Consider the following 21,629-nt stretch of genomic DNA (forward strand, 5'->3'; position numbering starts at 1 on the left):
TCTCCTTCGACATCGACGCCAACGGCATCATGCACGTCACGGCGAAGGACCTCGGCACCGGCAAGGAGCAGAAGATGACCGTCACCGGCGGCTCCTCGCTCCCGAAGGACGAGGTCGACCGGATGCGGCAGGAGGCCGAGCAGTACGCGGAGGAGGACCACCGCCGCCGCGAGGCCGCTGAGGTCCGCAACCAGGGCGAGCAGCTCGTCTACCAGACCGAGAAGTTCCTCAAGGACAACGAGGACAAGGTCCCGGCCGAGGTCAAGACCGAGGTCGAGACCGCCATCGCCGAGCTGAAGGAGAAGCTCAAGGGCGAGGACACGGCCGAGATCAAGACCGCCACGGAGAAGGTCGCGGCCGTCTCGCAGAAGCTCGGCCAGGCCATGTACGCCGACGCCCAGGGCCAGCAGGCCGCGGGCGGCGCCTCCGCCGGTGCCTCCGAGGCCAAGGCGGACGACGACGTGGTCGACGCCGAGATCGTGGACGACGAGCGTAAGGACGGTGCCGCGTGACGGAGGAGACCCCGGGCTTCGAGGAGAAGCCCGACGTCCCCTCCGGCGCCACCCCTGATGACGCCGAGCCGCAGGCCGCCTCCCCCTCTTCGGAGGAGGCGGCGGCCCCGGCGGGGGACGCAAGCACACAGACCGCCGGTCTGACGGCCCAGCTGGACCAGGTGCGTACGGCGCTCAACGAGCGCACGGCGGACCTCCAGCGCCTCCAGGCCGAGTACCAGAACTACCGTCGCCGCGTCGAGCGCGACCGGGCCGCGGTCAAGGAGGTCGCTGTCGCGAACCTCCTGGCCGAGCTCCTGCCCGTGCTCGACGACATCGGCCGTGCACGGGACCACGGTGAGCTCGTCGGCGGATTCAAGTCCGTCGCCGAGTCGCTGGAGACCGTCGTGGCGAAGATGGGCCTGCAGCAGTTCGGCAAGGAGGGCGAGCCCTTCGACCCGACGATTCACGAGGCCCTGATGCACTCGTACGCGCCGGACGTGACGGAGACGACGTGCGTGGCGATTCTGCAGCCCGGGTATCGCTTCGGCGAGCGCACCATCCGCCCCGCGCGGGTGGCCGTCGCCGAGCCGCAGCCCGGGGCGCAGACGGTCAAGGCCGAGGAGACGACCGAGGCGGGCGACGACAAGGAGAACGGTGGCCCGGACGAGGGCTGACGTAATCACGGAGATCCACGCGGAGATCCATACGGAGATCCACGCGGAAGGGAAGGAGGGACGTCGAGGATGAGCACCAAGGACTTCATCGAGAAGGACTTCTACAAGGTCCTCGGCGTCCCCAAGGACGCCACCGAGGCCGAGATCAAGAAGGCGTACCGGAAACTCGCCCGCGAGTTCCACCCGGACGCCAACAAGGGCAACGCCAAGGCGGAGGAACGTTTCAAGGAGATCTCCGAGGCGAACGACGTCCTCGGCGACCCCAAGAAGCGTAAGGAGTACGACGAGGCCCGCGCTCTCTTCGGCAACGGTGGTTTCCGCCCCGGCCCCGGTGCGGGCGGCGGCTCGTTCAACTTCGACCTCGGCGACCTCTTCGGCGGCCAGGGCCAGGGCGGCGCCGGAGGGAGCTTCGGCGGCGGTCTCGGTGACGTCTTCGGGGGCCTGTTCAACCGTGGCGGCGGCGCGGGCACGCGTACGCAGCCGCGGCGCGGCCAGGACATCGAGTCCGAGGTCACGCTGAGCTTCATGGAGGCGGTGGACGGCGCGACCGTACCGCTGCGCATGTCCTCGCAGGCGCCCTGCAAGGCCTGCTCGGGTACCGGCGACAAGAACGGCACGCCCCGTGTGTGCCCGACCTGCGTCGGCACCGGCCAGGTGTCTCGCGGCTCGGGCGGCGGCTTCTCGCTGACCGACCCCTGTTCGGACTGCAAGGGCCGCGGGCTGATCGCGGAGAACCCCTGCGATGTCTGCCAGGGCAGCGGCCGGGCGAAGTCGTCCCGGACGATGCAGGTCCGCATCCCGGCCGGGGTGTCCGACGGGCAGCGCATCAGGCTGCGCGGCAAGGGCGCACCCGGCGAGCGGGGCGGCCCGGCCGGCGACCTGTACGTCGTCGTGCATGTGAACGAGCACTCGGTGTTCGGCCGCAAGGGCGACAACCTGACGGTGACCGTGCCGGTGACGTTCGCGGAGGCAGCGCTCGGCGCCGAGATCCGGGTGCCCACCCTCGGCGGGCCCACCGTGACGCTGAAGCTGCCTCCGGGCACACCCAACGGGCGCACGATGCGCGCCCGTGGCAAGGGCGCGGTCCGCAAGGACGGCACCCGCGGCGATCTGCTCGTCACCGTAGAGGTGAGTGTCCCCAAGGACCTGTCGGGGAAGGCTCGTGACGCGCTGGAGGCGTATCGCGAGGCAACCTCGGGGGAGGATCCGCGCACGGAGCTGTTCCAGGCCGCGAAGGGAGCATAAGGAGATGGACGGCCGTCGACGCAACCCGTACGAACTGACCGAGGAGACCCCGGTCTACGTCATCTCGGTGGCGGCCCAGCTCTCCGGCCTGCACCCGCAGACGCTGCGCCAGTACGACCGCCTGGGCCTTGTGTCTCCGGACCGGACGGCCGGCCGGGGCCGCCGCTACTCGGCCCGTGACATCGAACTGCTCCGCCAGGTGCAGCAGTTGTCGCAGGACGAGGGCATCAACCTGGCCGGTATCAAGCGCATCATCGAACTGGAGAACCAGGTCGCCGCGCTCCAGTCCCGCGTCGCGGAGCTGGAGGCCGCGCTGGACGGGGCCGCGCTGGCGATGCGGCAGCGCGAGGCCGCCGTCCATGCCTCGTACCGCCGTGACCTGGTGCCGTACCAGGAGGTGCAGCAGACCAGCGCACTGGTGGTGTGGCGGCCGAAGCGGCAGCAGCAGTCGGACTGACGCGCACGCGTACGCGCGGGGGCCGGGAGGTGAGCGGCGGTTTCTAGGGGTCGTCGCAACACCCTCCCGGCCCCTTCGCGTTGTGCGGGTCAGTCGGTCGGTGCGCTGACCGTGCGGGCTTCCGCGGGCAGGGACGCGATGCGGTCCGTGGGGGCCGTGGGGGAGTCCCCGGGGGCGGGCTCGCTCGATGTCAGGTCGAGTTCGGTCGCGAACACGATGTTGGGCTCACGGGTCCACTGGTAGTGGGAGTTGCCGTTGACGTCTTCGGCATCGATCCAGAAGCACCGTTCCTCGCCGTCGGGGACGGTGGTGTACGCGTACGAGGTGGTGCTGGGCGACAGCCACTCCCTTGCGGACGCGTAGCAGACGGTGTCCTCGCCGTCGCGCAGGACCTGGCCCCCGTAGACGACGTAGCGTGCCAGGTCAGGGGTCGGGTTCGGGTCCCACTTCAGCTCGAAGCCGTACTCGGTCGGCGTGGCGACCAGTCCGGTGACGGCGGACGGCGGAGTGAGGTCCGGGCGCGTGCCGCTGGTGGCGGCGGATCGCGCGGACTCGTTGCCCGCCGCGTCGACCGAGGTCACGCGGTAGTAGTAGGTGCTGCCTTCCGCGGCCGAGGTGTCCAGGTGCGAGACCTGGCTCGTGGTGCCGACCTTGGCGTACGTCCCGTCCGCGCTCGTCGCCCGGTACACCCGGTAGGACACCGCGTCCGCGACCTTGGTCCACCCGACCCGCAGTCCCTCCGACTCGGAGGCCGCGCTCAGCCCGGTGGGCGAGGCGGGTGCGGTCCGGTCGACGGTGGTCACGCCCTGGTCGGTGGTGCCGCCCGAGGCGTTGCCGGCCTTGTCGTAGGCGCGGACCTCGTAGTAGTAGGTGGCGCCGGTCTTCGGCAGGGTGGTGTCGGTGTACGTGGTGGAGGCGGTCGTGGCGAGCGGCGTAGTGCCGAACGAGGCGCCCTTCAGGCGGCGGTAGACGCGGTAGCCGGCGAGGTCCATCTCCTTGTTCTTCGCCCAGGTCAGCTTGGCGTTGCCGGTCGCGGTGTCGTACTTCACCGAGGTGCCCGCCGGGGTGAGGGGCTTGACCTTGTCCACGGTCGCCGAGGTGCGGGGCGTGTAGGCGAACTTGACGTTCGCTCTCCCGGTCCAGTTGACGAAGTCGACGCGGAGGGTGTGCTTGCCGGACGGGACGGTGACGTTGACGGTCTTGGTCACCGTCGTCGAAACGTTTTTCCAGAGGTCGACCTTGCGGACGCCGTCCAGGTAGACCCGGATGCCGTCCTGTGTGGCGGCGGTGAGGGCGAACGGGCCGCCGGAGCCGAAGTCGCGGGTCACCGTCCAGCGGACGGAGAAGTTGTCCTTCGGCAGTCCGGAGGCGGGGGCGCCGGTGCCCCAGTTCTCGTTGATCGTGGAGTCACAGTCGGTCTTCTTCGCGGTACCGGAGAAGGTGGTGTTGGCGAAGAACTGCCGCTTGAAGACGGGCGAGGTGCAGGAGGTCGCGGCGGAGGCGGGCGCGGCGACAGCGGTGAGCAGGCCGCCCGCGGTGGCGAGCACGACGGCGGTGGCAGCCGCGGCGTTCGTGCGTCGTCTGACTGTGTTCATTCGGCCCTCTGATCGGATCGGGACGCGGAAAAGCGTTCCTGATCACGACTCGGGAGGCGGCGAAGAGGTTGTACAGCGCTTTACGGTCCGGCGACCGTGCTCAGCGCGCCGGGCGTCCGTCGGGACGCCCGGCGCGAAGGCGAGGCTTCTCAGAGCCAGGAGTTCCAGATGCCGTGGGCCTCGGCCCGGTGGGCCACCTCGGCTCCCGACGCGTCCGTGTAGACGACGCGGTAGTAGTACAGGCCCAGCCGGTCCTCGTGCACGGAGGTGTCGCGGTAGGAGCCGCGGTCGCCGACCTGGGCCGTGGTGAGCGTGGTCCAGGCGTCCTGGGCCGGGTCCCAGCGCTCGACGCGGTAGTCGGTGAGCAGGGAGCAGTCGCCGAGGCCCGAGCTCTCGGAGCAGTCGACGGACAGTTCCGGGTACTGGCCCTTGTGGATCTCGGTGCTGGTCCAGCCGGGCGGGCGGGTGTCGGGCAGGGTGACCGAGACACCGGTGGTGTGGAAGAAGTCGGGGCCCTTGTCGTCGTACAGGCCATGGCCGTCCGTGGCGGCCACCCGGTAGACGTGGGTGGCGCCGTCGGGGACCGTCGGACAGAGGATCTCGGTTTCGGCTGAGTTGCCGGTCCAGCAGTTCTTCTTCCAGACCGTCTCGCCGGTGTCCGGATCGGGTGCCCTGCCAGACGTATTGACATGCTCCTTGGGCTGAAGCCCGAGGATTCTGGCCGTCCCACGGGAAACTGTGCCGCTATGCGGCACGGTTTCCGTGTGGGACTCCCCGGCTTCCTGTTTCTTCACGCTGCGCCAGAACGGGTTCTGGTCTTACCGGCGCTCCGCAGGCTGTCACCGCCAGTCCGGCGGCCGATTTCACGTTCTTCGCGGCGTTGTGGTCCCGGTCGTGGACGGTGCCACAGGCTGGGCAGGTCCAGTCCCGCACGTGCAGGGGTGTAGGACCGTCGCGGTGTCCGCAGGTGGAGCACACCTGGCTGGTGGCTGGAACTGACCACTGGCTCAACGGAGTTGACGGGATGTCGACTCCGAGGGCCGCCCGGGCCCCGGCTCAAAGTCCCGCCGACGAAGGCCCGGAGGCGGTTCGCGTACCAGACTCTGCTGGTCCACGGCTTTGACACCGTTGTCATCTCGTTAACCGGTACAGCTTGACGCTGCCTACCCTCGGCACGTTGGCTTTCAGCCACCTGGGTCGCAATGCTGCTCCCCCGCCCGGAAGGCACCTGATGTGAACGCTCGTACCACCCGTAGAACCGCTGCGCGCCGTACCGCCATAGCCCTGGCAGCCTCCACGGCGGCCTTCTCGCTCGCCGCGTGCGGCGTCATCGACGGAGTCGTGGGCGGGGGCGGTAGCTCCGCGACCCCGAAGAAGGGCAACGACATCACGGTGGGTCTCCTTCTGCCGGAGAAGGAGAACAAGCGGTACGAGAAGTTCGACTACCCGATCATCAAGAAGCAGGTCGCCTCCCTCACCGGCAACAAGGGCAAGGTCCGCTACGCCAACGCCGAGGCGGACGCGGTCAAGCAGAGCCGGCAGCTCGAGCAGATGATCGCCGACAAGGTGGACGTCCTGCTGGTGGACGCCGTGAACGCCAAGGCCATCGCGTCGGGCGTCCAGAAGGCCAAGGACGCGGGTATCCCGGTCATCGCCTACGACCGGCTCGCGCAGGGCCCGATCGACGCGTACATCTCCTTCGACAACGAACTGGTCGGCCAGGTCCAGGGCCGCGCGATCGTCGAGGCGCTCGGCGACAAGGCGTCGAGCAGCAAGATCGTCATGATGAACGGCTCGAACACCGACCCGAACGCGGCGCAGTTCAAGACCGGTGCGCTCAGCGAGCTTCAGGGCAAGGTGAACATCGTCAGGTCGTACGACACCAGGGACTGGAAGCCGGAGAACGCCAAGGCGAACATGACGCAGGCGATCCAGTCCGTGGGCCTTGGCAACATCGCGGCCGTCTACTCCGCGAACGACGGTATGGCGGGCGGCGTCATCAAGGCGCTGAAGGCGGCGGGCGCCGTCAAGATCCCGCCGGTGACGGGGCAGGACGCCGAACTGGAGGCGGTGCAGCGGATCGTCTCGGGCACCCAGTACATGAGCGTGTACAAGTCGTACCCGCAAGAGGCGAACAGTGCCGCGGAGATCGCGGTCGCCAAGGTCCAGGGCCGCTCGATCGAGTTCGACGCGCTGACCCGCGACAAGGTCGACAGTCCGACGCACAAGCGGATCCCGTCGATGCTGGTGCCCGTGGTCGCCCTCACGAAGAGCAACATCAAGGAAACGGTCGTCCAGGACGGCATCTACACCGTCAACGACATCTGCACCGCGCCGTACCGGGCGGCCTGTGCGATGACGGATCTGAAGTAGCCCGCACGGCGGAGGGGTCGCGGCGCGTGCCGGATGACACGGGCGCCGCGGCCGGCACGGGGCGGTACGGCGTGGAACACGGCCACCGCCCCGTGAGCCATCTCTGGGCAGGGGCGAACGTCGCCTGTCGCGGTACTGGCGGCCGCCCACGGCACGACCAGGACCGGCGGATCGGGCCCGTATCGCACGGCGGGGCGAGCGCTGCCCGTGCCGTCCCGTCGGCGTGCCGCAACCGACGTTCCGGAGGCTGGATGAATCCCGGATGTTCCGGGCGGAGTCCGGCTGTTGGGGCGGCCGAGCCGTGTTGCGGAGGACGGCGGGGCCGCGCATAGTTGCGCTGCGAAGGCGTGCCGGGGCGACATGGGTGTCGTCCGGGACGCACGCCATGGACGTCGCTGGTGAGTCGCGTCGCGCAGGACGCCGGAGCCAGGAATGGAGCCAGGGGTGGAAGATGGCCGGGCACGGGTCGGACGCGCATCCGCACGGCGCTGACCGGCTCTGCGAGGCCGGAAACCGTGTGTACTCCCGGGCGGTGCGCCGGGGCAGGGTGCCCTGCGCCGACGCCGCGGCGGTGCCCTGTCTGTTGGAGCTGGCACTGCTCCACCGGGACCCCGACGACATGGACTGGCTGGTACCGACCTCCCCGCAGGAGGTCATGACCCGGCTGCTGCGCGGCGTGCACGAGGAGGTTCGCGCGAGCCAGGCGCGGGTCGGGACGGCGGTGGCCGCGGTCGAGTGGTACGCCGGGCTCGGTGGCCCTGAGCAGAATCCCGTGGAGGGCGTGGCGATCCGCGTCCTGGACGGATTGCCGCGGATCCGGGCCGCGATGGACGAGGCGACCGAACGGTGCACGAGCGAGGTGCTGGCGGTGCAGCCGGGCGGCATCCGCCGCGAGGACGAACTCGCCGAGGGCCTGCACCGGGCGCTGGAGATGCGCCGCCGGGGCGTGCGCATGCGCGACCTGTACACCCATGTGGCCCGGCACGGCCAGGGCCTGCGCACCTATATGGAGCTGATGGGCGACGCGGCCCAGGCACGCACCCTCGACGAGGTGCCCGAGCGTCTGATCCTCTTCGACCGCACGGTCGCCTTCATCCCGGCGAACACCGACCGCACGATCGCGCTGGAGCTGCGCCACCCGGCCCTGATCGCGTACCTGGTGACGGTTTTCGAGCGGCTTTGGCAACTGGCGATCCCGCTGACGTCCCCGCTCCCGGAGACGGGCATCGACGGCATCACCTTGCGCGAGCGTTCGATCGCGGCGCTGCTCGCGGAGGGTCACCAGGACGCGGTGGTCGCCGAACGTCTGGGCATCAGCGTCCGTACCTGTCGCGCGCACATCGCGCGTCTCTCGGAGACGTTGGGGGCGGCGAGCCGTACGCAGTTGGGCGTCCGCATCGCCCAGGCGGGCCTGGACGGTTCCCCGCGCGCCCCGGAACCGGTCACGGCTCCCGGCGGACCGGAAGCCCCGGCCGACCTGTAGGACGGCCGAGCCGCGCCCGGCTCCCGTTGCGAAGGGGGCGGCGGTGGATTCAGTTCTCCTGGCTCAGGATGCCCGACTGTGCGATGAGGTACCCGAGTTGGGCGCGGCTGCCGCTGCCGAGGGCCGTGGCCAGTTTGGCGATGTGGGCGCGGCAGGTGCGTACGTTCATGCCCAGGCGGCGGGCGATGGCCTCGTCGACGTGGCCCTCCACGAGGAGTTTGGCGATGGAGTGCTGGATGTCGGTGATGCCGTCGGGGGCGGTCTCGTAGGGGCCGTCCGCGTTCAGCGGGACCGCGCGGTTCCACATGAACTCGAAGACCTTGGTCAGATAACGGACCAGGCCCGGCTGGCGCAGTTCCAGCGCCACCTGCTGGTCGTCGCGGATGGGGATGAAGGCGACGGTAGCGTCGCAGACGATCAGCCGCTCCACCAGCTCGTCGATCGTGCGGTACTCCGCCTTGCCGTCGGCGAGATGGGCGGCGTAGGCGAGTTTCCCGGGGCTGTGCCGGGCCGTGTGCTGGTACAGGGTGCGGATGCGGACGCCGCGTTCGATGAGGGGCCGGTCGCGCTCCAGACCGCGCAGCATGTTCGCCTCGGATATGCGGTCGCTCGGCTGGACCGTGAGCACCTCCGTCTGGCACTGCTCGGTGGCCAGGTTGAGCGCGGCGTTGATGCGGTCATTGCCCTCCAGGACGACGATGGAGTCACTGGTCGCCGTGGCCTGTGTGCTGAGCGTGAGATACGGCTGGAACGCCTCGGCGAGTTGGGTCGACAGACGTCTGCGGTCGGATATCTCGCGCTCGATCGGTGCGAGCCGGTGTGCGAGGGCGACTGCCGGGGGTACCGGGCGCAGCCAGTCGGGGTCGTCGGGATCCGGGTGGAGCAGGGCGAAATCCAGGAGACACGGTGTGGCTTCCGCGTCCGCACGCGCGATGCGACCGGCGCGTAGAGCTGTGGCATAAATGCGACCACCGTCTTCACACAGTTCCGTCACCGCATGGGGATGTGTCGCATTTATCTGATTCGTTGCCAAATCTCTACCCCCCAGGGTCCTGAACATGCAGGAACATGATGCACCGATTGTGTGGCCATGACGTGCCTGAATGAGCCATCGTCATACCTGACGGGGGAAAAGGGACCTTCCTAGTGAGGACGAAGCCGACTATGCGTAAGAAAATGCTTCGCTCGGTGCTTGTAGCCGCCTTCTCCGCCGTCGTGGCCGTGGGTGTCTGGAGCGGCTTCTCCGGTGCGAAGGGCGACACACAAGCGAACACCTCCTGGCCCATCGTCGTGACGGGGACCAACGGTACGGACAACACGTCGTGGCCGATCCTGCCGGCTGACGGAGCCGGGAGCTGATGTGACCATCCCACCCGACGACCGCTCGTTCCGGCGCGAGATGGCCACGGCCTATCGCTCCGGCTGGCACTTCATCGACCTGGCCACCGCCATACCTCATCGCGGTGACTCGTTGATGGTGACCGTGTTCGGGGAGCCCGTCGTGGTCACCCGAGACGAGGACGACGACGTGCGGGCGTACCGGCTTCAGCGGCGGCCTCGGGGGGCGCCGCGTCCCGTGCGGTGCGCCATACGGTACGGAATGATCTTTGTGAACCTGGACCAGCGCGACCATCGGCTGGCCCAACCGGACAGTCCGGAGGTACGGACCGTCTCAGCTACCCCCCGCAGTGCCTGACGCGATTCCCCCGTCGCAACAGATCGCTCAGGTGCTTCCCCCCGCAGCGGCGTCACCGTGACCTGAACACGGTGACGCCGCTGTCGTTTTGCCGGAGAGCTGCGGGTATCGCCCGGAAGCGCTGGTGGCCGGAATTCATCGCACGCCGCACCCGGGCGACGAGATCTCGATCACCACCCGTGACCGCCCCTCCCCGGCATCCACGCCTGAGGTCTGGCGCCACTCCGCCTCCGCGACCCGGTCCGGGTCCGCGGACCTCATGCGACCCTCCGGCGCCGCCCGTCGTCGGTCGCCCGTCCGGCGTACCGCGACTCGCGCCATGTTCATGTGTGCGGATACCGCTCCCGTCAGGACCCGGCCGCAGGCGTCGGACATCCCCCGTGTTCACGGAGTGCGCACCCAGTGGTCGCAGGTCCGGGAACTCGGCCGATCTCCCTCCCGTTCGACACCTTGAGTGGAATAGACTCAACTTTGTGCACGTTGCTCTAGTCACTGTGTGGATGGAGACGGCTGTGCACGGCCGGACGCAAGGAGCAAGGAGGAGAACGCGAACGTGGACGCCGAGCTGACCAACAGGAGCCGGGACGCGATCAACACGGCAAGCAACCGTGCCGTGTCCGAGGGCCATCCTGACCTCACCCCCGCTCACCTGCTCCTCGCGCTGCTCGAGGGGCAGGACAACGAGAACATCATCGACCTGCTTGCCGCAGTGGACGCCGACCAGGCCTCCGTGCGCGGCGGTGCCGAGCGTGTGCTGGCCGGTCTGCCGAGCGTGGCCGGCTCGACCGTCGCGCCGCCCCAGCCCAACCGCGAGCTGCTCGCCGTGATCGCCGACGCGAGCCGGCGTGCCAAGGACCTCGGCGACGACTACCTCTCCACCGAGCACCTGCTCATCGGCATCGCCGCGAAGGGCGGCGCCGCGGGCGACGTACTCTCCCAGCAGGGGGCCGACGCCAAGAAGCTGTCGGACGCGTTCCGCAAGAGCAGGGGAGGACGCCGGGTGACGACCCCGGACCCAGAGGGTCAGTACAAGGCGCTCGAGAAGTTCGGCACCGACTTCACCGCCGCCGCACGTGACGGCAAGCTCGACCCGGTCATCGGCCGGGACCACGAGATCCGCCGCGTCGTCCAGGTGCTGTCCCGCCGTACGAAGAACAACCCGGTCCTCATCGGTGAGCCCGGCGTCGGCAAGACCGCCGTGGTCGAGGGGCTCGCCCAGCGGATCGTGAAGGGCGACGTGCCCGAATCCCTCAGGAACAAGCGGCTGGTCGCGCTCGACCTGGGCGCCATGGTCGCGGGCGCGAAGTACCGCGGCGAGTTCGAGGAGCGCCTGAAGACCGTCCTCGCCGAGATCAAGGACTCCGACGGCCAGATCATCACCTTCATCGACGAGCTGCACACGGTCGTGGGCACCGGCGCCGGAGGCGATTCCGCCATGGACGCCGGCAACATGCTCAAGCCGATGCTGGCCCGCGGCGAGCTGCGCATGGTCGGTGCCACGACCCTCGACGAGTACCGCGAGCGGATCGAGAAGGACCCGGCCCTGGAGCGACGCTTCCAGCAGGTACTGGTCGCCGAGCCGACCGTCGAGGACACCATCGCGATCCTGCGCGGGCTCAAGGGCCGGTACGAGGCGCACCACAAGGTCCAGATCGCGGACAGCGCGCTGGTGGCCGCGGCCACCCTCTCCGACCGCTACATCACCTCCCGCTTCCTCCCCGACAAGGCCATCGACCTGGTCGACGAGGCGGCTTCGCGGCTGCGCATGGAGATCGACTCCTCCCCGGTCGAGATCGACGAGCTCCAGCGCGCCGTCGACCGGCTGAGGATGGAGGAGCTGGCGCTCAGCAAGGAGACCGACCAGGCCTCCAAGGAGCGCCTGGAGAAGCTGCGCCGTGACCTTGCCGACAAGGAGGAGGAGCTGCGGGGCCTGACCGCCCGCTGGGAGAAGGAGAAGCAGTCCCTCAACCGCGTCGGTGAGCTGAAGGAGAGGCTCGACGACCTGCGCGGCCAGGCCGAGCGTGCCCAGCGCGACGGGGACTTCGACAGCGCCTCCAAGCTGCTGTACGGCGAGATCCCTGCCGTCGAGAAGGAACTGGAGGTCGCCTCTCAGGCCGAGGAGGAGGCCGCCGGCGACACGATGGTCAAGGACGAGGTCGGCTCCGACGACATCGCGGACGTCGTCGGCTCCTGGACCGGCATCCCGGCCGGCCGCCTCCTGGAGGGCGAGACGCAGAAGCTGCTGCGCATGGAGGAGGAGATCGGCAAGCGGCTCATCGGCCAGACCGAGGCCGTACGCGCGGTGTCGGACGCCGTACGTCGCAGCCGTGCCGGCATCGCCGACCCGGACCGCCCGACCGGCTCGTTCCTCTTCCTCGGCCCCACCGGTGTCGGAAAGACCGAACTGGCCAAGGCGCTCGCCGACTTCCTCTTCGACGACGAGCGGGCGATGGTCCGTATCGACATGTCGGAGTACAGCGAGAAGCACAGCGTGGCCCGGCTGGTCGGTGCCCCGCCCGGATACGTCGGCTACGAGGAGGGCGGCCAGCTCACCGAGGCGGTGCGCCGGCGCCCCTACAGCGTGGTCCTGCTCGACGAGGTCGAGAAGGCGCACCCGGAGGTCTTCGACATCCTGCTCCAGGTGCTGGACGACGGCCGGCTGACGGACGGCCAGGGCCGGACGGTCGACTTCCGCAACACCATCCTGATCCTCACCTCGAACCTGGGCAGCCAGTTCCTGGTCGACCCGATCACGAGCGCCGCGCAGAAGAAGGAGCAGGTGCTGGAGGTCGTACGGACGTCCTTCAAGCCGGAGTTCCTCAACCGACTCGACGATCTGGTCGTCTTCTCGGCACTGGAGAAGGACGAACTCCAGCGGATCGCCCGGCTCCAGATCGACGGGCTCGCGAGGCGCTTGGCCGAGCGGCGGCTGACCCTGGAGATCACGCCCGAGGCCCTGGCCTGGCTCGCGGACGAGGGCAACGATCCGGCGTACGGCGCCCGCCCGCTGCGCCGTCTGGTCCAGACCGCCATCGGCGACCGTCTCGCCAAGGAGATCCTGGCCGGGGAGGTCAAGGACGGCGACACGGTCCGGGTCGATGCCTTCGGCGACGGGCTGATCGTGGGCCCGGCGACCGGCAAGACACTGTAAGAAACGGCGGTCACCGCGTTCCCCTACGGCCCGGTCTGGCCGGTGGGACCGTCGGATGGTGGTCGGAGTGCGGAGCCGGGGGTACCCGGAGCAGGTCCGCCCGGGTGACCGGGTCGTATCAGCCGAGGGCTGACACGACCCGGTCAGGGGTTGCCACCCCCCTCCCTGAATGAGGGAGGATGGCGGAATCCGTACGAAGGGAAGAACACGGTGAGCATCGACCCGTCCTCGATTCCGAACTTCGGGGGCCAGCCCGAACCGCAGCCGCAAGGACCGGCGGGCCCCGTGGTTCCGGATCAGGACCTCGTGAAGCAGCTCCTGGACCAGATGGAGCTCAAGCACCTCGTCGACGAGGAGGGTGACCTCGTCGCGCCGTGGGAGGAGTTCCGTACGTACTTCATGTTCCGCGGCGAGGGCGAGCAGCAGGTCTTCTCGGTGCGGACGTTCTACGACCGGCCGCACAAGATCGACGAGAAGCCGCAGCTGCTGGAGTCCATCGACGACTGGAACCGGCGCACCCTGTGGCCCAAGGTCTACAGCCACACGCACGACGACGGCACCGTCCGCCTCATCGGCGAGGCGCAGATGCTGATCGGCACCGGCGTGAGCCTGGAGCACTTCGTCTCGTCGACCGTCAGCTGGGTGCGGGCCGCCATCGAGTTCGACCGGTGGCTCGTCGAGCAGCTCGGCCTCGCGGAGGACATCGACGAATCGGACAAGCCCGAGGCCGACGGAGAGTAGGACTCTCGAAAACGTCCTAAAGAGGCGATCGGGACAGGACCACGAGATACGCCCCGTAGGTCAACGAGAGCCCGGCCAGCGCGCACGCCACCACGGCGGCGTGCTGCGGCCGGGCTCTCGCCGTCCGCACCAGCGCCTGGGCCGGAACGATCAGCAGCGGGAACGCGGGCAGCAGGAAGCGCGGCTTGGACTCGAAGAACCCGGCGCCGCCGAGCGTGATCAGCAGCAGGACGCCGCTGTAGACGGACAGGGGCAGCGGGGTGCGGTCCACGAGCAGCAGCGCGTAGAGCACGACGCTCACCGCGACGATCATCAGCGCCATCGGGAAGAGCAGCCGGGTGCCGTGCAGCAGCATGTGCCCGACGAAGCGCAGTGCCCCCTGCCCGAAATCGAAGCGTGAGCCCCACAGCCGCTGCACGGTGAAGTAGCCCCCGAGTGGATCGCCCTCGCGACGGCCCACCCACAGCACGTAGCCGACCCAGCCGAGCGGTGCGAGCGCGGCGCCTGTCCACAGCCTGTGGGTAACTCCGGGCCCGCGCCTGCGCCACATGGCGTGCACCGCCGCCGCGAGCACCGCCGCCGCCACCGCGCAGCCGTTGGGCCGGGTCAGGCCCGCGAGCGCAGCCAGCGTGCCCGCCCACACCCAGCGCCGGGTGAGGACCGCGTACAGCGACCAGGCGGCGAATGCGGTCAGTACGGGTTCCGTGTACGCCATCGACAGCACGACGGAGTGCGGGAGCAGGCCCCAGAGCAGCACCAGGACGGTGGCCACGGCCCGTTCGTACAGCCGGACACCGAGCAGATAGATCCCGTACGCGGCCACCACGGCAGCCGTCCACGACACCAGCAGGCCCGCCGTGGAGCCGTCGAGCGGGGTGAGCGTGGTGACGGCGCGGATCAGTCCCGGGTACAGCGGAAAGAACGCCAGGTCGCTGCGGGCGCCGATCACGCCGTACCGGCTGTACCCGTAGCCGTGCGCGGCGATCTCCAGGTACCACAGCGAGTCCCAGGAGCGCCCGAGCAGTGCCAGGGGCTGCTTGCCCGAGGACCAGGCGACGGTGGCGAGCACGAGGGCGCCGCTCAGCCGTGCGGCGACGAACAGGGTGAGCGCCGTGGCGGCCGTCGTCGGCAGCCGTGGCCCGCCCCGGGCCGGACGGACACGGTTGCGGTTTCTCGGGCCTTCGAGGGTGGGGGCCGGAACGGTGCTGGCGTGAGTCACACCCGAACCATGCTTCGGCCGTGACCGATTTGCGAACACTGCGTGGCTGGGCGGGGGCGATTTCCCACGCCCAGGCGTGCCCGCGGTCAACGGGCCGGTGCTGTGCGCGGGCGCGCCGTATCCGCGGCCGGGCCCCGTCAGCCCGCCAGTGCCTTGAGCCGCCGGACGGCCTCCTCCAGGACCTCCGTGCGTTTGCAGAAGGCGAAGCGGACGAAGGGCGCGCCGGTCTCGCGGTGGTCGTAGAAGACCGCGTTCGGGATGGCGACGACGCCCGCTCGCTCCGGCAGGGCGCGGCAGAAGGCGAAGCCGTCGCTCTCGCCGAGGGGGCGGATGTCGGTGGTGATGAAATACGTGCCCGCGGGCCGGAACACCTCGAAGCCGGCTTGGGCGAGCCCGGACGCCAGCAGGTCCCGCTTGGCGCGCAGATCCGTCCGGAACGCCTCGAAATAGGTGTCCGGAAACGCGAGCGCCTCGGCGACGGCGTACTGGAACGGCCCGGACGACACGTAGGTCAGGAACTGCTTGGCCGAGCGCACCGCGGCGACGAGTCCCGGCGCGGCCGTCACCCAGCCGACCTTCCAGCCCGTGAACGAGAACGTCTTCCCGGCCGAGCTGATGGTGACCGTACGCTCATGCATGCCGGGGAAGGTCGCCAGCGGCAGGTGCTCGGCGTGGTCGAAGACCAGGTGCTCGTACACCTCGTCGGTGACGACGAGCAGATCGCGCTCGACGGCGAGGTCGGCGATCGCCCGCAGCTCGTCCCGGGTGAGCACGGTCCCGGTCGGGTTGTGCGGGGTGTTGATCAGCAGCAGCCGGGTGCGGTCGGTAACGGCGTCCCGCAGCTCGTCGAGGTCCAGCCGGAAGCCGGCGTCCTCCCCGTGCCGCGGCCGCAGGGTGACCGGCACGCGCCGGCCGCCCGCCATCGCGATGCAGGCGGCGTAGGAGTCGTAGTACGGCTCCAGGGCGATCACCTCGTCGCCGGGTTCGACCAGCGCCAGCAGGGTCGCGGCGATCGCCTCGGTCGCGCCCGCGGTGACCAGTACTTCGGTGTCGGGGTCGTAGGTGAGCCCGTACCGCCGCTGCTGGTGCGCGGCGACGGCCGTGCGTAGTTCGGGGACGCCGGGGCCCGGCGGGTACTGGTTGCCGTGGCCGTCGCGCAGCGCCCGCACGGCGGCCTCGCGGATCTCCTGAGGGCCGTCGGTGTCCGGGAAACCCTGTCCGAGGTTGATGGCCCCGGTGCTCAGGGCGAGGGCCGACATCTCGGCGAAGATCGTCGTCCCGAACTCGGCGAGCCGGCGGTTGAGGAGGGGGCGCGCGCTGGAGGTCATGGCCTCCATCCTGCGCCGAAGCTCTGGAGTTCCTCAACTCCGCTTTGACGGATGGGACATGGGGCATCCCCCGTTCACGCGAGAACAGCGAGAACCGGCAAGTGCGGGCACGTACGGGTTCGTGCGGGCAGGTACAGGGGAGGGGCCCACGGGGCCGCTTCGGGGGAATCGAAAGGGGGACGACGTCGTGATCATCGGAATTGGCCTGGCGATCGTCGGCATCGTGGTGGTGGTGCTCCTGGCGGCCGCGGGCCGCAGGTCCAAGAAGGCCGCGCCGCGGTCGGTGGGCAGCAGGGCACCAGGGCGGCAGTCGGTGGGCCGCAGGGCGCCGGCGCGGCGGCCGACGGGGGGCGGGAGCAGCGCCGGCGGCGGCACCAGCGGTGGCGACAGCGGCGGTAGCTGGTGGGCCGGGTCCGACGGCGATTCGTCGTCGGGCGGGCATCACTCGGGCGGGCACGACTCGGGAGGACATCACTCGGGCGGGCACCACTCGTGCGGCGGAGGCCACTCGTGTGGCGGGTCGTCGTCGTGCGGTGGTGGCGGGGGCGGATGCGGCGGCGGCAGCTGACAAGAGGAAGCCGTGCCGCGAGCCGTGCCCGCCGGGAACCCTTTCCGGCGGGCACTCGCCATGTCGGTCATCTGCGGGAAGAGTCACTCGTCCGGTGGAGCGCGAGAGCGCGCGCCGTCGCCGCGATGCGCTGGGCGTGCACCCGTAGCGTCGCCGCGGAGAGGCGTACGACGCCCATGACAATGGGCCTGGCGTACGCCGGAGTTGAACAGGTGCGCTGAAGGGCCCTCGGTGGGATGGAAAAGCCTACGAACTTGGGTAAAAACGCTGTGCGGCACCGCGGTTCGTGGTTCCCTCTCACTCACCGACGCGGCCCCCGGACGCCTGCGGCCCTGGTGCCGCAGCGTTGCTCCGACCCGGGCCCACCCGGACGTTCTGCCCGGTCGCCGAGCCCCGGTGCCGGACCGGGGCGCGCTGAAACCCCTCCTCACTGTGTGTGCTAGCGGAGCCGATCCATGCTCACGACCCTGAACACCTCCTACACCGACACGCGTGCGACCGACCTCGCCTGGACCCTGGGGCAGGAGCCGCAGCCCGCGCTCGCCACCCTTGACCTTGAACTTGAGGGTGCGCAGCTCCAGTTGAGGCTCCTCGGTGCATCCCATCAAGTACTCCTGAAGGAGGCGCGGGGCACCTGCTCGGAGACGGTGGCGTGCATGCCGGGCTCCAGCACCCCGCTGCCGCTGGGCGTCGCCGAGCGGATCGGTGACTGGGAGTACGAGTTCGCGGCCCGGGTCGAGGTCCTGTCCCCCGGCTCCTTCGCGGGCCGCGCCCAGGAGTTGCTGGCCCTGGTCTCCGATCACCCCAACGGGCTGGCCGGTGTCTTCCCCGGCAGTCCACACGCGTTCACGGCGATGCTGGCCCAGCGCCGCGAGGGCCAGGTCCACTGGCGCACCTGGCACGCGTACCCGCAGGACAGCCAGTTGGTGACGACACGGACGCGGGTGGACGTGAAGGCGCCGACGGAAGGGTCCGGCCGCGCCGAGGCGCGACCGAACCCGTCGCGCGGGTGAGCGCAGACCCGGCCGCTTCGGTCTCCCGCACACCCGCCGGGGGCGGCACCCCGGGGTGCGGTCGCATCGCCCCCGGACGCGGCACAACCCGACATTCCACACGTGTGGGTGACAAAGCCGCGCGCGAGCCCGACGTAGCGTTCCCACCGTGATCGAACCGCACGCGCCCGCACCACCCGGCGCCCCGGCCCCCTGGGAAGAGCACGCCCAGAGTCAGGCGTGGCTGCCCGTACGCCCCGGCACCGGGCGGTTCCTCGTCCTCGTCGGCGTGTTCGTCTGCGCGGCCTGCGGACTCGTGTACGAACTCGAACTCGTCGCGCTGGCCTCGTACCTGATCGGTGACTCGGTCACCCAGGCCTCCATCGTGCTCTCGGTGATGGTCTTCGCGATGGGGATCGGCTCGCTCGCCGCGAAGCGGCTCCGCTTCCGCGCCGCGGCCGGCTTCGGCGCGGTCGAGGCGGTGCTCGCGCTCGTCGGCGGCTGCAGCGCGATGGCCCTGTACGCGGTCTTCGCCTGGGGCGGCGCCTGGCCGGACGGCCCGCGCTTTGTGCTGGTCGCCTTCTCGCTGGCCATCGGGCTGCTCATCGGCGCCGAGGTGCCGCTGCTGATGGAGCTGATCCAGCGCATCCGCCGCCAGGACGCGGGCGGCGCGGTCGCGGACCTTTTCGCGGCGGACTACGTGGGCGCGCTGGTCGGCGGCCTCGCCTTCCCCTTCCTCCTGCTCCCCGGGCTCGGCCAGTTGACGGGCGCCCTGCTCACCGGCGCGGTCAACGCGGTCGCGGGCGGTGCCCTCGTCCTCGGCCTGTTCCGGCGGGACCTGTCCCGCCGCGGCCGGCGGCTGCTGCTGCTCGCCAACCTCGTCGTGCTGGCCGCGCTCGCCACGGCGGCCGTCCTGGTCGACGACTTCGAGCGGGCGGCCCGCCAGGCCGTGTACGGCGGGCACACCCGGGTCGCGCTGCAGACCGGAGTCCAGGAGGTGGTGCTCACCGGCGGCGTCCGCGGTCGGCCCCTCGACCTCTTCCTCGACGGCCGACTGCGGGTGAGCAGCCGCGACGAGCGCCGCTACCACGAGGCGCTGGTGCTCCCGGCGCTGAGCGGCGGCCCGCACGCGCGTGTGCTCGTCCTCGGTGGCGGCGACGGTCTCGCGGCGCGCGAGGCGCTCAGGCGTCCGGGGGTGCGGCGGGTCGACGTGGTCGAGCCGGACCCGGCGGTGGTCCATCTGGCCCGGAGCGACCGGGCCCTGTCCGCACTCAACGGCCACGCGTTCACGGATCCGCGCGTCCATGTGCGTACGGCGGACGCGTTCGCCTGGCTCAGGCAGACGCGGCACACCTACGACGTGGTGATCGCGGACCTCCCGGAGCCCGGTGCCACATCCAGCACCAAGCTGTACGCGCAGGAGTTCTACGGCCTGGCCCGACGGGTCCTCACGTCCGGCGGCCGGCTGGTGGTGCACGCGGGCCCGGTGACCTCGCAACCGCGCGTCTACTGGACGGTCGAGACGACGCTCCGGGCGGCGGGCCTGCGGACGGTCCCGTACCGCGTCGACGGGCGCGCCCCGGACCCCGACCGCGCGGACTCGGTGCCCGGGGCCCCACGCGACTGGGGTTTCGTCCTGGCCGCCCGGTCCCGCCCGGAGCTGACGCTGGATCCGAACGGGCCACGGCCACGCACGCTGACCCCGGCCTCCTTGCGGGAGGATGCCCGGGCGGTGGAGCGGACCCGGATGCGGGGACTGCCGGTGTCGACGTTGGTGCATCCGCGGTACGGCGACTGAAGCCCGGTTCCGGTGGCCGGACGAGCGGGCGGCGACGCGAATCCCGTCATCTGCGGGTGCAGGCCGGGCCGTCCTGGGTAGGCTCGGCTGACATGGAGCATGAGGTGTTCGTTCCGGTTCCTGTCGAACGGCTCAGCGAGGCGCTGGCCGATCCGGCCCGGGTGGCCCGCGCGATCCCCGGGTTCCAGCAGGACGCGGGCACGGAGCCCGTCGCCGGCCGTCTGAAGGTACGCATCGGGGGCCACACGATCACTTATCGGGGCACCCTGGTGGTCACGGAGGGGAACGACGGTTCGTACGCCGTGGAGGGCGAGGCGACGGAGGCGCGGGGCACGGGCACGGTGAAGCTGTCCCTGTCCATGCGTCTGCTCCCGGCCCCGCGCGGAACGACGGTTGTCTTCACGGGAGCGGCCACGGGCGACGGCCGGATCGCCGAACTGCCCGGCGACACGGTGGCCTCGGCCGGGGCGCGGCTGCTCGGGCGGTTCGCGCAGCACCTCTCGGAGGGACGGACGGCAACCGAGAGGGCCGCCGAGAAGCGGGAAGAGCCCTCGCCGGAGGCGTCAGGCGAGGCACGGCACGAACCCACCGCGGCGCCGGTGGAACCTCCGGCCCCCTCGATCTTCGACACCGAGGTCCCCCCGTCCTCCCTCGACCCCTTCGCCGGCGAGGACGAGTCCGCCGCAGGCCTCGCGCCCGACGGCTTCGGTGACGAGGCCGAACCTCCCGCCGAGGCGGCGCACGCCCGGCGCACGATGATCGGCCGCAGCGCCGAGGAGGTCGACCACGCGCCCCCGCGCGGCCGCTACGCCCCCGTTCCCGCCGCGGAGGCCGTCACGGCCACCGCGACCCTCCGCTGGGCGGCTCCGGCGGCGGCCCTGATCGTGGCGTCGGCGATCGTGGCGGGACGGCTGCTGCGGCGTCGCCGCTGACCGGTGTCCGGTGGGCAACGGCACCGAACGGCGTACCGGCGTCGTCTATGCCCCCTTGAGCAGCCGAGTAGGGTCGGCCTCGTGAGTAACGACGAGATCACGTTGGCCGCGGGAGACGCGGAAGTCGTGTTGGCGCCGGGCAACGGCGGGCGCGTGAGGAGTCTGCGCGTCGGCGGCGCGGAGCTGCTGCGACAGGGTGAGCGGTTCGGATGCTTTCCGATGGTCCCCTGGTGCGGTCGTATCCGGGACGGCAAGTTCCGCGACGGCGGCACGGTCCATCAGATGCCCCTCAACTCCCCGCCGCACGCCATCCACGGCACCGTCCGGGACGGCGCCTGGAAGGTGGCCCGCGCCGACCGGACCGAGGCCGTCCTCACCTATGACCTGGTCGCTCCCTGGCCCCACTCCGGCCGCGTCACCCAGCTCGTCGCCCTCTCCGAGGACGCCCTCACGCTCACCATGTCCGTGGAGACCTACGCATCCTCGTTCCCGGCCCAGATCGGCTGGCACCCCTGGTTCAACCGCACCCTCGACGGCGAGGCCGTACGCGTCGACTTCAACCCGGCCTGGCAGGAGGAGCGCGGGGAGGACCACCTGCCCACCGGCAACCGCGTCGAGCCGAAACCCGGACCCTGGGACGACTGCTTCGGCATGCCCGACGGTGTCGACGTCACCCTGACCTGGCCGGGGCGGCTGGAGCTGGAAGTCACCAGCCGCGAGGAGTGGGTGGTGGTGTACGACGAGCAGCCGGAAGCAGTGTGCGTGGAGCCGCAGACCGGTCCGCCGAACGGCCTCAACACCCTTCCGCGCCTGGTCACGCCCATCGAGCCGCTCGAGGCCACGACCACCTGGTCCTGGCGCCGCCTGTGAGGCGGGGGCCGAA

General features: G+C 70.5%; 19 protein-coding genes and 1 pseudogene. 14 read left to right on the forward strand and 6 right to left on the reverse strand.

Annotated elements, in window-relative coordinates:
• The 4 genes from ACWDEX_RS09290 to ACWDEX_RS09305 all read left to right on the forward strand — a co-directional run.
• Positions 1-512: Hsp70 family protein (locus ACWDEX_RS09290; protein WP_450462651.1), on the forward strand; the 512-nt coding region annotated here is incomplete at its 5' end.
• The gene (gene grpE / locus ACWDEX_RS09295; protein WP_450462652.1) at positions 509-1,168 is read left to right on the forward strand and encodes a nucleotide exchange factor GrpE; all 660 of its coding nucleotides are present in this window, start codon (positions 509-511) and stop codon (positions 1,166-1,168) included. The genes ACWDEX_RS09290 and grpE, both read left to right, overlap by 4 nt.
• A gap of 69 nt (positions 1,169-1,237) precedes the next feature.
• Positions 1,238-2,413: a molecular chaperone DnaJ gene (dnaJ, locus tag ACWDEX_RS09300; protein WP_450462653.1), complete on the forward strand. Its 1,176-nt coding sequence runs from the start codon at positions 1,238-1,240 to the stop codon at positions 2,411-2,413.
• 4 nt (positions 2,414-2,417) lie between these two features.
• Positions 2,418-2,870 carry a heat shock protein transcriptional repressor HspR gene (locus tag ACWDEX_RS09305; RefSeq protein ID WP_450462654.1) on the forward strand — a complete coding sequence of 151 codons (453 nt, stop codon included), beginning with the start codon at positions 2,418-2,420 and terminating at the stop codon, positions 2,868-2,870.
• Positions 2,871-2,959: 89 nt separating this feature from the next.
• Here ACWDEX_RS09305 and ACWDEX_RS09310 read toward each other — a convergent pair whose 3' ends face one another.
• From ACWDEX_RS09310 to ACWDEX_RS09320, 3 genes and pseudogenes are all read right to left on the reverse strand, one after another.
• On the reverse strand, positions 2,960-4,465 hold the full coding sequence (locus tag ACWDEX_RS09310) for a PA14 domain-containing protein (RefSeq protein ID WP_450462655.1): 1,506 nt from the start codon (positions 4,463-4,465) through the stop codon (positions 2,960-2,962).
• Between the two features lie 149 nt (positions 4,466-4,614).
• Complete coding sequence (locus ACWDEX_RS09315) at positions 4,615-5,259, reverse strand: hypothetical protein (RefSeq protein WP_450462876.1); 645 nt, start codon at positions 5,257-5,259, stop codon at positions 4,615-4,617.
• Positions 5,210-5,452, reverse strand: a pseudogene (locus ACWDEX_RS09320) (zinc ribbon domain-containing protein); the annotation flags it as partial. The pseudogene ACWDEX_RS09320 and the gene ACWDEX_RS09315, both read right to left, overlap by 50 nt.
• Positions 5,453-5,698: 246 nt before the next feature.
• Here ACWDEX_RS09320 and ACWDEX_RS09325 point away from each other — a divergent pair.
• Positions 5,699-6,838, forward strand: a complete 1,140-nt coding sequence (locus ACWDEX_RS09325) for a sugar ABC transporter substrate-binding protein (RefSeq protein WP_450462656.1) — start codon at positions 5,699-5,701, stop codon at positions 6,836-6,838.
• 451 nt (positions 6,839-7,289) lie between these two features.
• On the forward strand, positions 7,290-8,321 hold the full coding sequence (locus ACWDEX_RS09330) for a LuxR C-terminal-related transcriptional regulator (protein ID WP_450462657.1): 1,032 nt from the start codon (positions 7,290-7,292) through the stop codon (positions 8,319-8,321).
• Between the two features lie 49 nt (positions 8,322-8,370).
• Here ACWDEX_RS09330 and ACWDEX_RS09335 read toward each other — a convergent pair whose 3' ends face one another.
• Positions 8,371-9,381 (reverse strand): helix-turn-helix transcriptional regulator, encoded by a 1,011-nt coding sequence (locus tag ACWDEX_RS09335; protein WP_450462658.1) that lies wholly within the window; start codon positions 9,379-9,381, stop codon positions 8,371-8,373.
• Between the two features lie 104 nt (positions 9,382-9,485).
• Between ACWDEX_RS09335 and ACWDEX_RS09340 the strand changes: the two genes are divergently transcribed.
• From ACWDEX_RS09340 to ACWDEX_RS09355, 4 genes are all read left to right on the forward strand, one after another.
• Positions 9,486-9,680 carry a hypothetical protein gene (locus ACWDEX_RS09340; RefSeq protein ID WP_450462659.1) on the forward strand — a complete coding sequence of 65 codons (195 nt, stop codon included), beginning with the start codon at positions 9,486-9,488 and terminating at the stop codon, positions 9,678-9,680.
• 1 nt (position 9,681) lies between these two features.
• The gene (locus ACWDEX_RS09345; RefSeq protein WP_450462660.1) at positions 9,682-10,017 is read left to right on the forward strand and encodes a hypothetical protein; all 336 of its coding nucleotides are present in this window, start codon (positions 9,682-9,684) and stop codon (positions 10,015-10,017) included.
• 553 nt (positions 10,018-10,570) lie between these two features.
• Entirely contained in the window at positions 10,571-13,168 is a 2,598-nt protein-coding gene (gene clpB, locus ACWDEX_RS09350; protein ID WP_450462661.1) for an ATP-dependent chaperone ClpB, read from the forward strand.
• 210 nt (positions 13,169-13,378) lie between these two features.
• On the forward strand, positions 13,379-13,909 hold the full coding sequence (locus tag ACWDEX_RS09355; protein ID WP_450462662.1) for a YbjN domain-containing protein: 531 nt from the start codon (positions 13,379-13,381) through the stop codon (positions 13,907-13,909).
• A 16-nt stretch (positions 13,910-13,925) separates the two neighbouring features.
• Here ACWDEX_RS09355 and ACWDEX_RS09360 read toward each other — a convergent pair whose 3' ends face one another.
• Both ACWDEX_RS09360 and ACWDEX_RS09365 read right to left on the reverse strand, forming a co-directional pair.
• Positions 13,926-15,128 (reverse strand): hypothetical protein, encoded by a 1,203-nt coding sequence (locus ACWDEX_RS09360; RefSeq protein WP_450462663.1) that lies wholly within the window; start codon positions 15,126-15,128, stop codon positions 13,926-13,928.
• A gap of 137 nt (positions 15,129-15,265) precedes the next feature.
• On the reverse strand, positions 15,266-16,465 hold the full coding sequence (locus tag ACWDEX_RS09365; protein ID WP_450462664.1) for a pyridoxal phosphate-dependent aminotransferase: 1,200 nt from the start codon (positions 16,463-16,465) through the stop codon (positions 15,266-15,268).
• Between the two features lie 1,014 nt (positions 16,466-17,479).
• Between ACWDEX_RS09365 and ACWDEX_RS09370 the strand changes: the two genes are divergently transcribed.
• The 4 genes from ACWDEX_RS09370 to ACWDEX_RS09385 all read left to right on the forward strand — a co-directional run bounded on the left by ACWDEX_RS09370 (position 17,480) and on the right by ACWDEX_RS09385 (position 21,616).
• A complete protein-coding gene (locus ACWDEX_RS09370) occupies positions 17,480-18,037 on the forward strand; it encodes a DUF2617 family protein (RefSeq protein WP_450462665.1) in 558 nt (185 codons plus the stop codon).
• 148 nt (positions 18,038-18,185) lie between these two features.
• On the forward strand, positions 18,186-19,814 hold the full coding sequence (locus tag ACWDEX_RS09375) for a polyamine aminopropyltransferase (protein WP_450462666.1): 1,629 nt from the start codon (positions 18,186-18,188) through the stop codon (positions 19,812-19,814).
• Positions 19,815-19,906: 92 nt separating this feature from the next.
• Complete coding sequence (locus ACWDEX_RS09380; protein WP_450462667.1) at positions 19,907-20,746, forward strand: SRPBCC family protein; 840 nt, start codon at positions 19,907-19,909, stop codon at positions 20,744-20,746.
• Between the two features lie 81 nt (positions 20,747-20,827).
• Entirely contained in the window at positions 20,828-21,616 is a 789-nt protein-coding gene (locus ACWDEX_RS09385; RefSeq protein WP_450462668.1) for an aldose epimerase family protein, read from the forward strand.
• Positions 21,617-21,629 lie beyond the last annotated feature (13 nt).

Source organism: Streptomyces sp. NPDC001020 (assembly GCF_053599115.1).

What these genes read in the sequence shown, in the direction of transcription:
- dnaJ (WP_450462653.1), top strand. Translation starts at nt 1,238, where the DNA reads ATGAGCACCAAGGACTTCATCGAGAAGGACTTCTACAAGGTCCTCGGC.
- ACWDEX_RS09305 (WP_450462654.1), top strand. Translation starts at nt 2,418, where the DNA reads ATGGACGGCCGTCGACGCAACCCGTACGAACTGACCGAGGAGACCCCG.
- ACWDEX_RS09310 (WP_450462655.1), bottom strand. Translation starts at nt 4,465, where the DNA reads ATGAACACAGTCAGACGACGCACGAACGCCGCGGCTGCCACCGCCGTC.
- ACWDEX_RS09330 (WP_450462657.1), top strand. Translation starts at nt 7,290, where the DNA reads ATGGCCGGGCACGGGTCGGACGCGCATCCGCACGGCGCTGACCGGCTC.
- ACWDEX_RS09335 (WP_450462658.1), bottom strand. Translation starts at nt 9,381, where the DNA reads ATGTTCAGGACCCTGGGGGGTAGAGATTTGGCAACGAATCAGATAAAT.
- ACWDEX_RS09340 (WP_450462659.1), top strand. Translation starts at nt 9,486, where the DNA reads ATGCGTAAGAAAATGCTTCGCTCGGTGCTTGTAGCCGCCTTCTCCGCC.
- ACWDEX_RS09365 (WP_450462664.1), bottom strand. Translation starts at nt 16,465, where the DNA reads ATGGAGGCCATGACCTCCAGCGCGCGCCCCCTCCTCAACCGCCGGCTC.
- ACWDEX_RS09370 (WP_450462665.1), top strand. Translation starts at nt 17,480, where the DNA reads ATGCTCACGACCCTGAACACCTCCTACACCGACACGCGTGCGACCGAC.
- ACWDEX_RS09380 (WP_450462667.1), top strand. Translation starts at nt 19,907, where the DNA reads ATGGAGCATGAGGTGTTCGTTCCGGTTCCTGTCGAACGGCTCAGCGAG.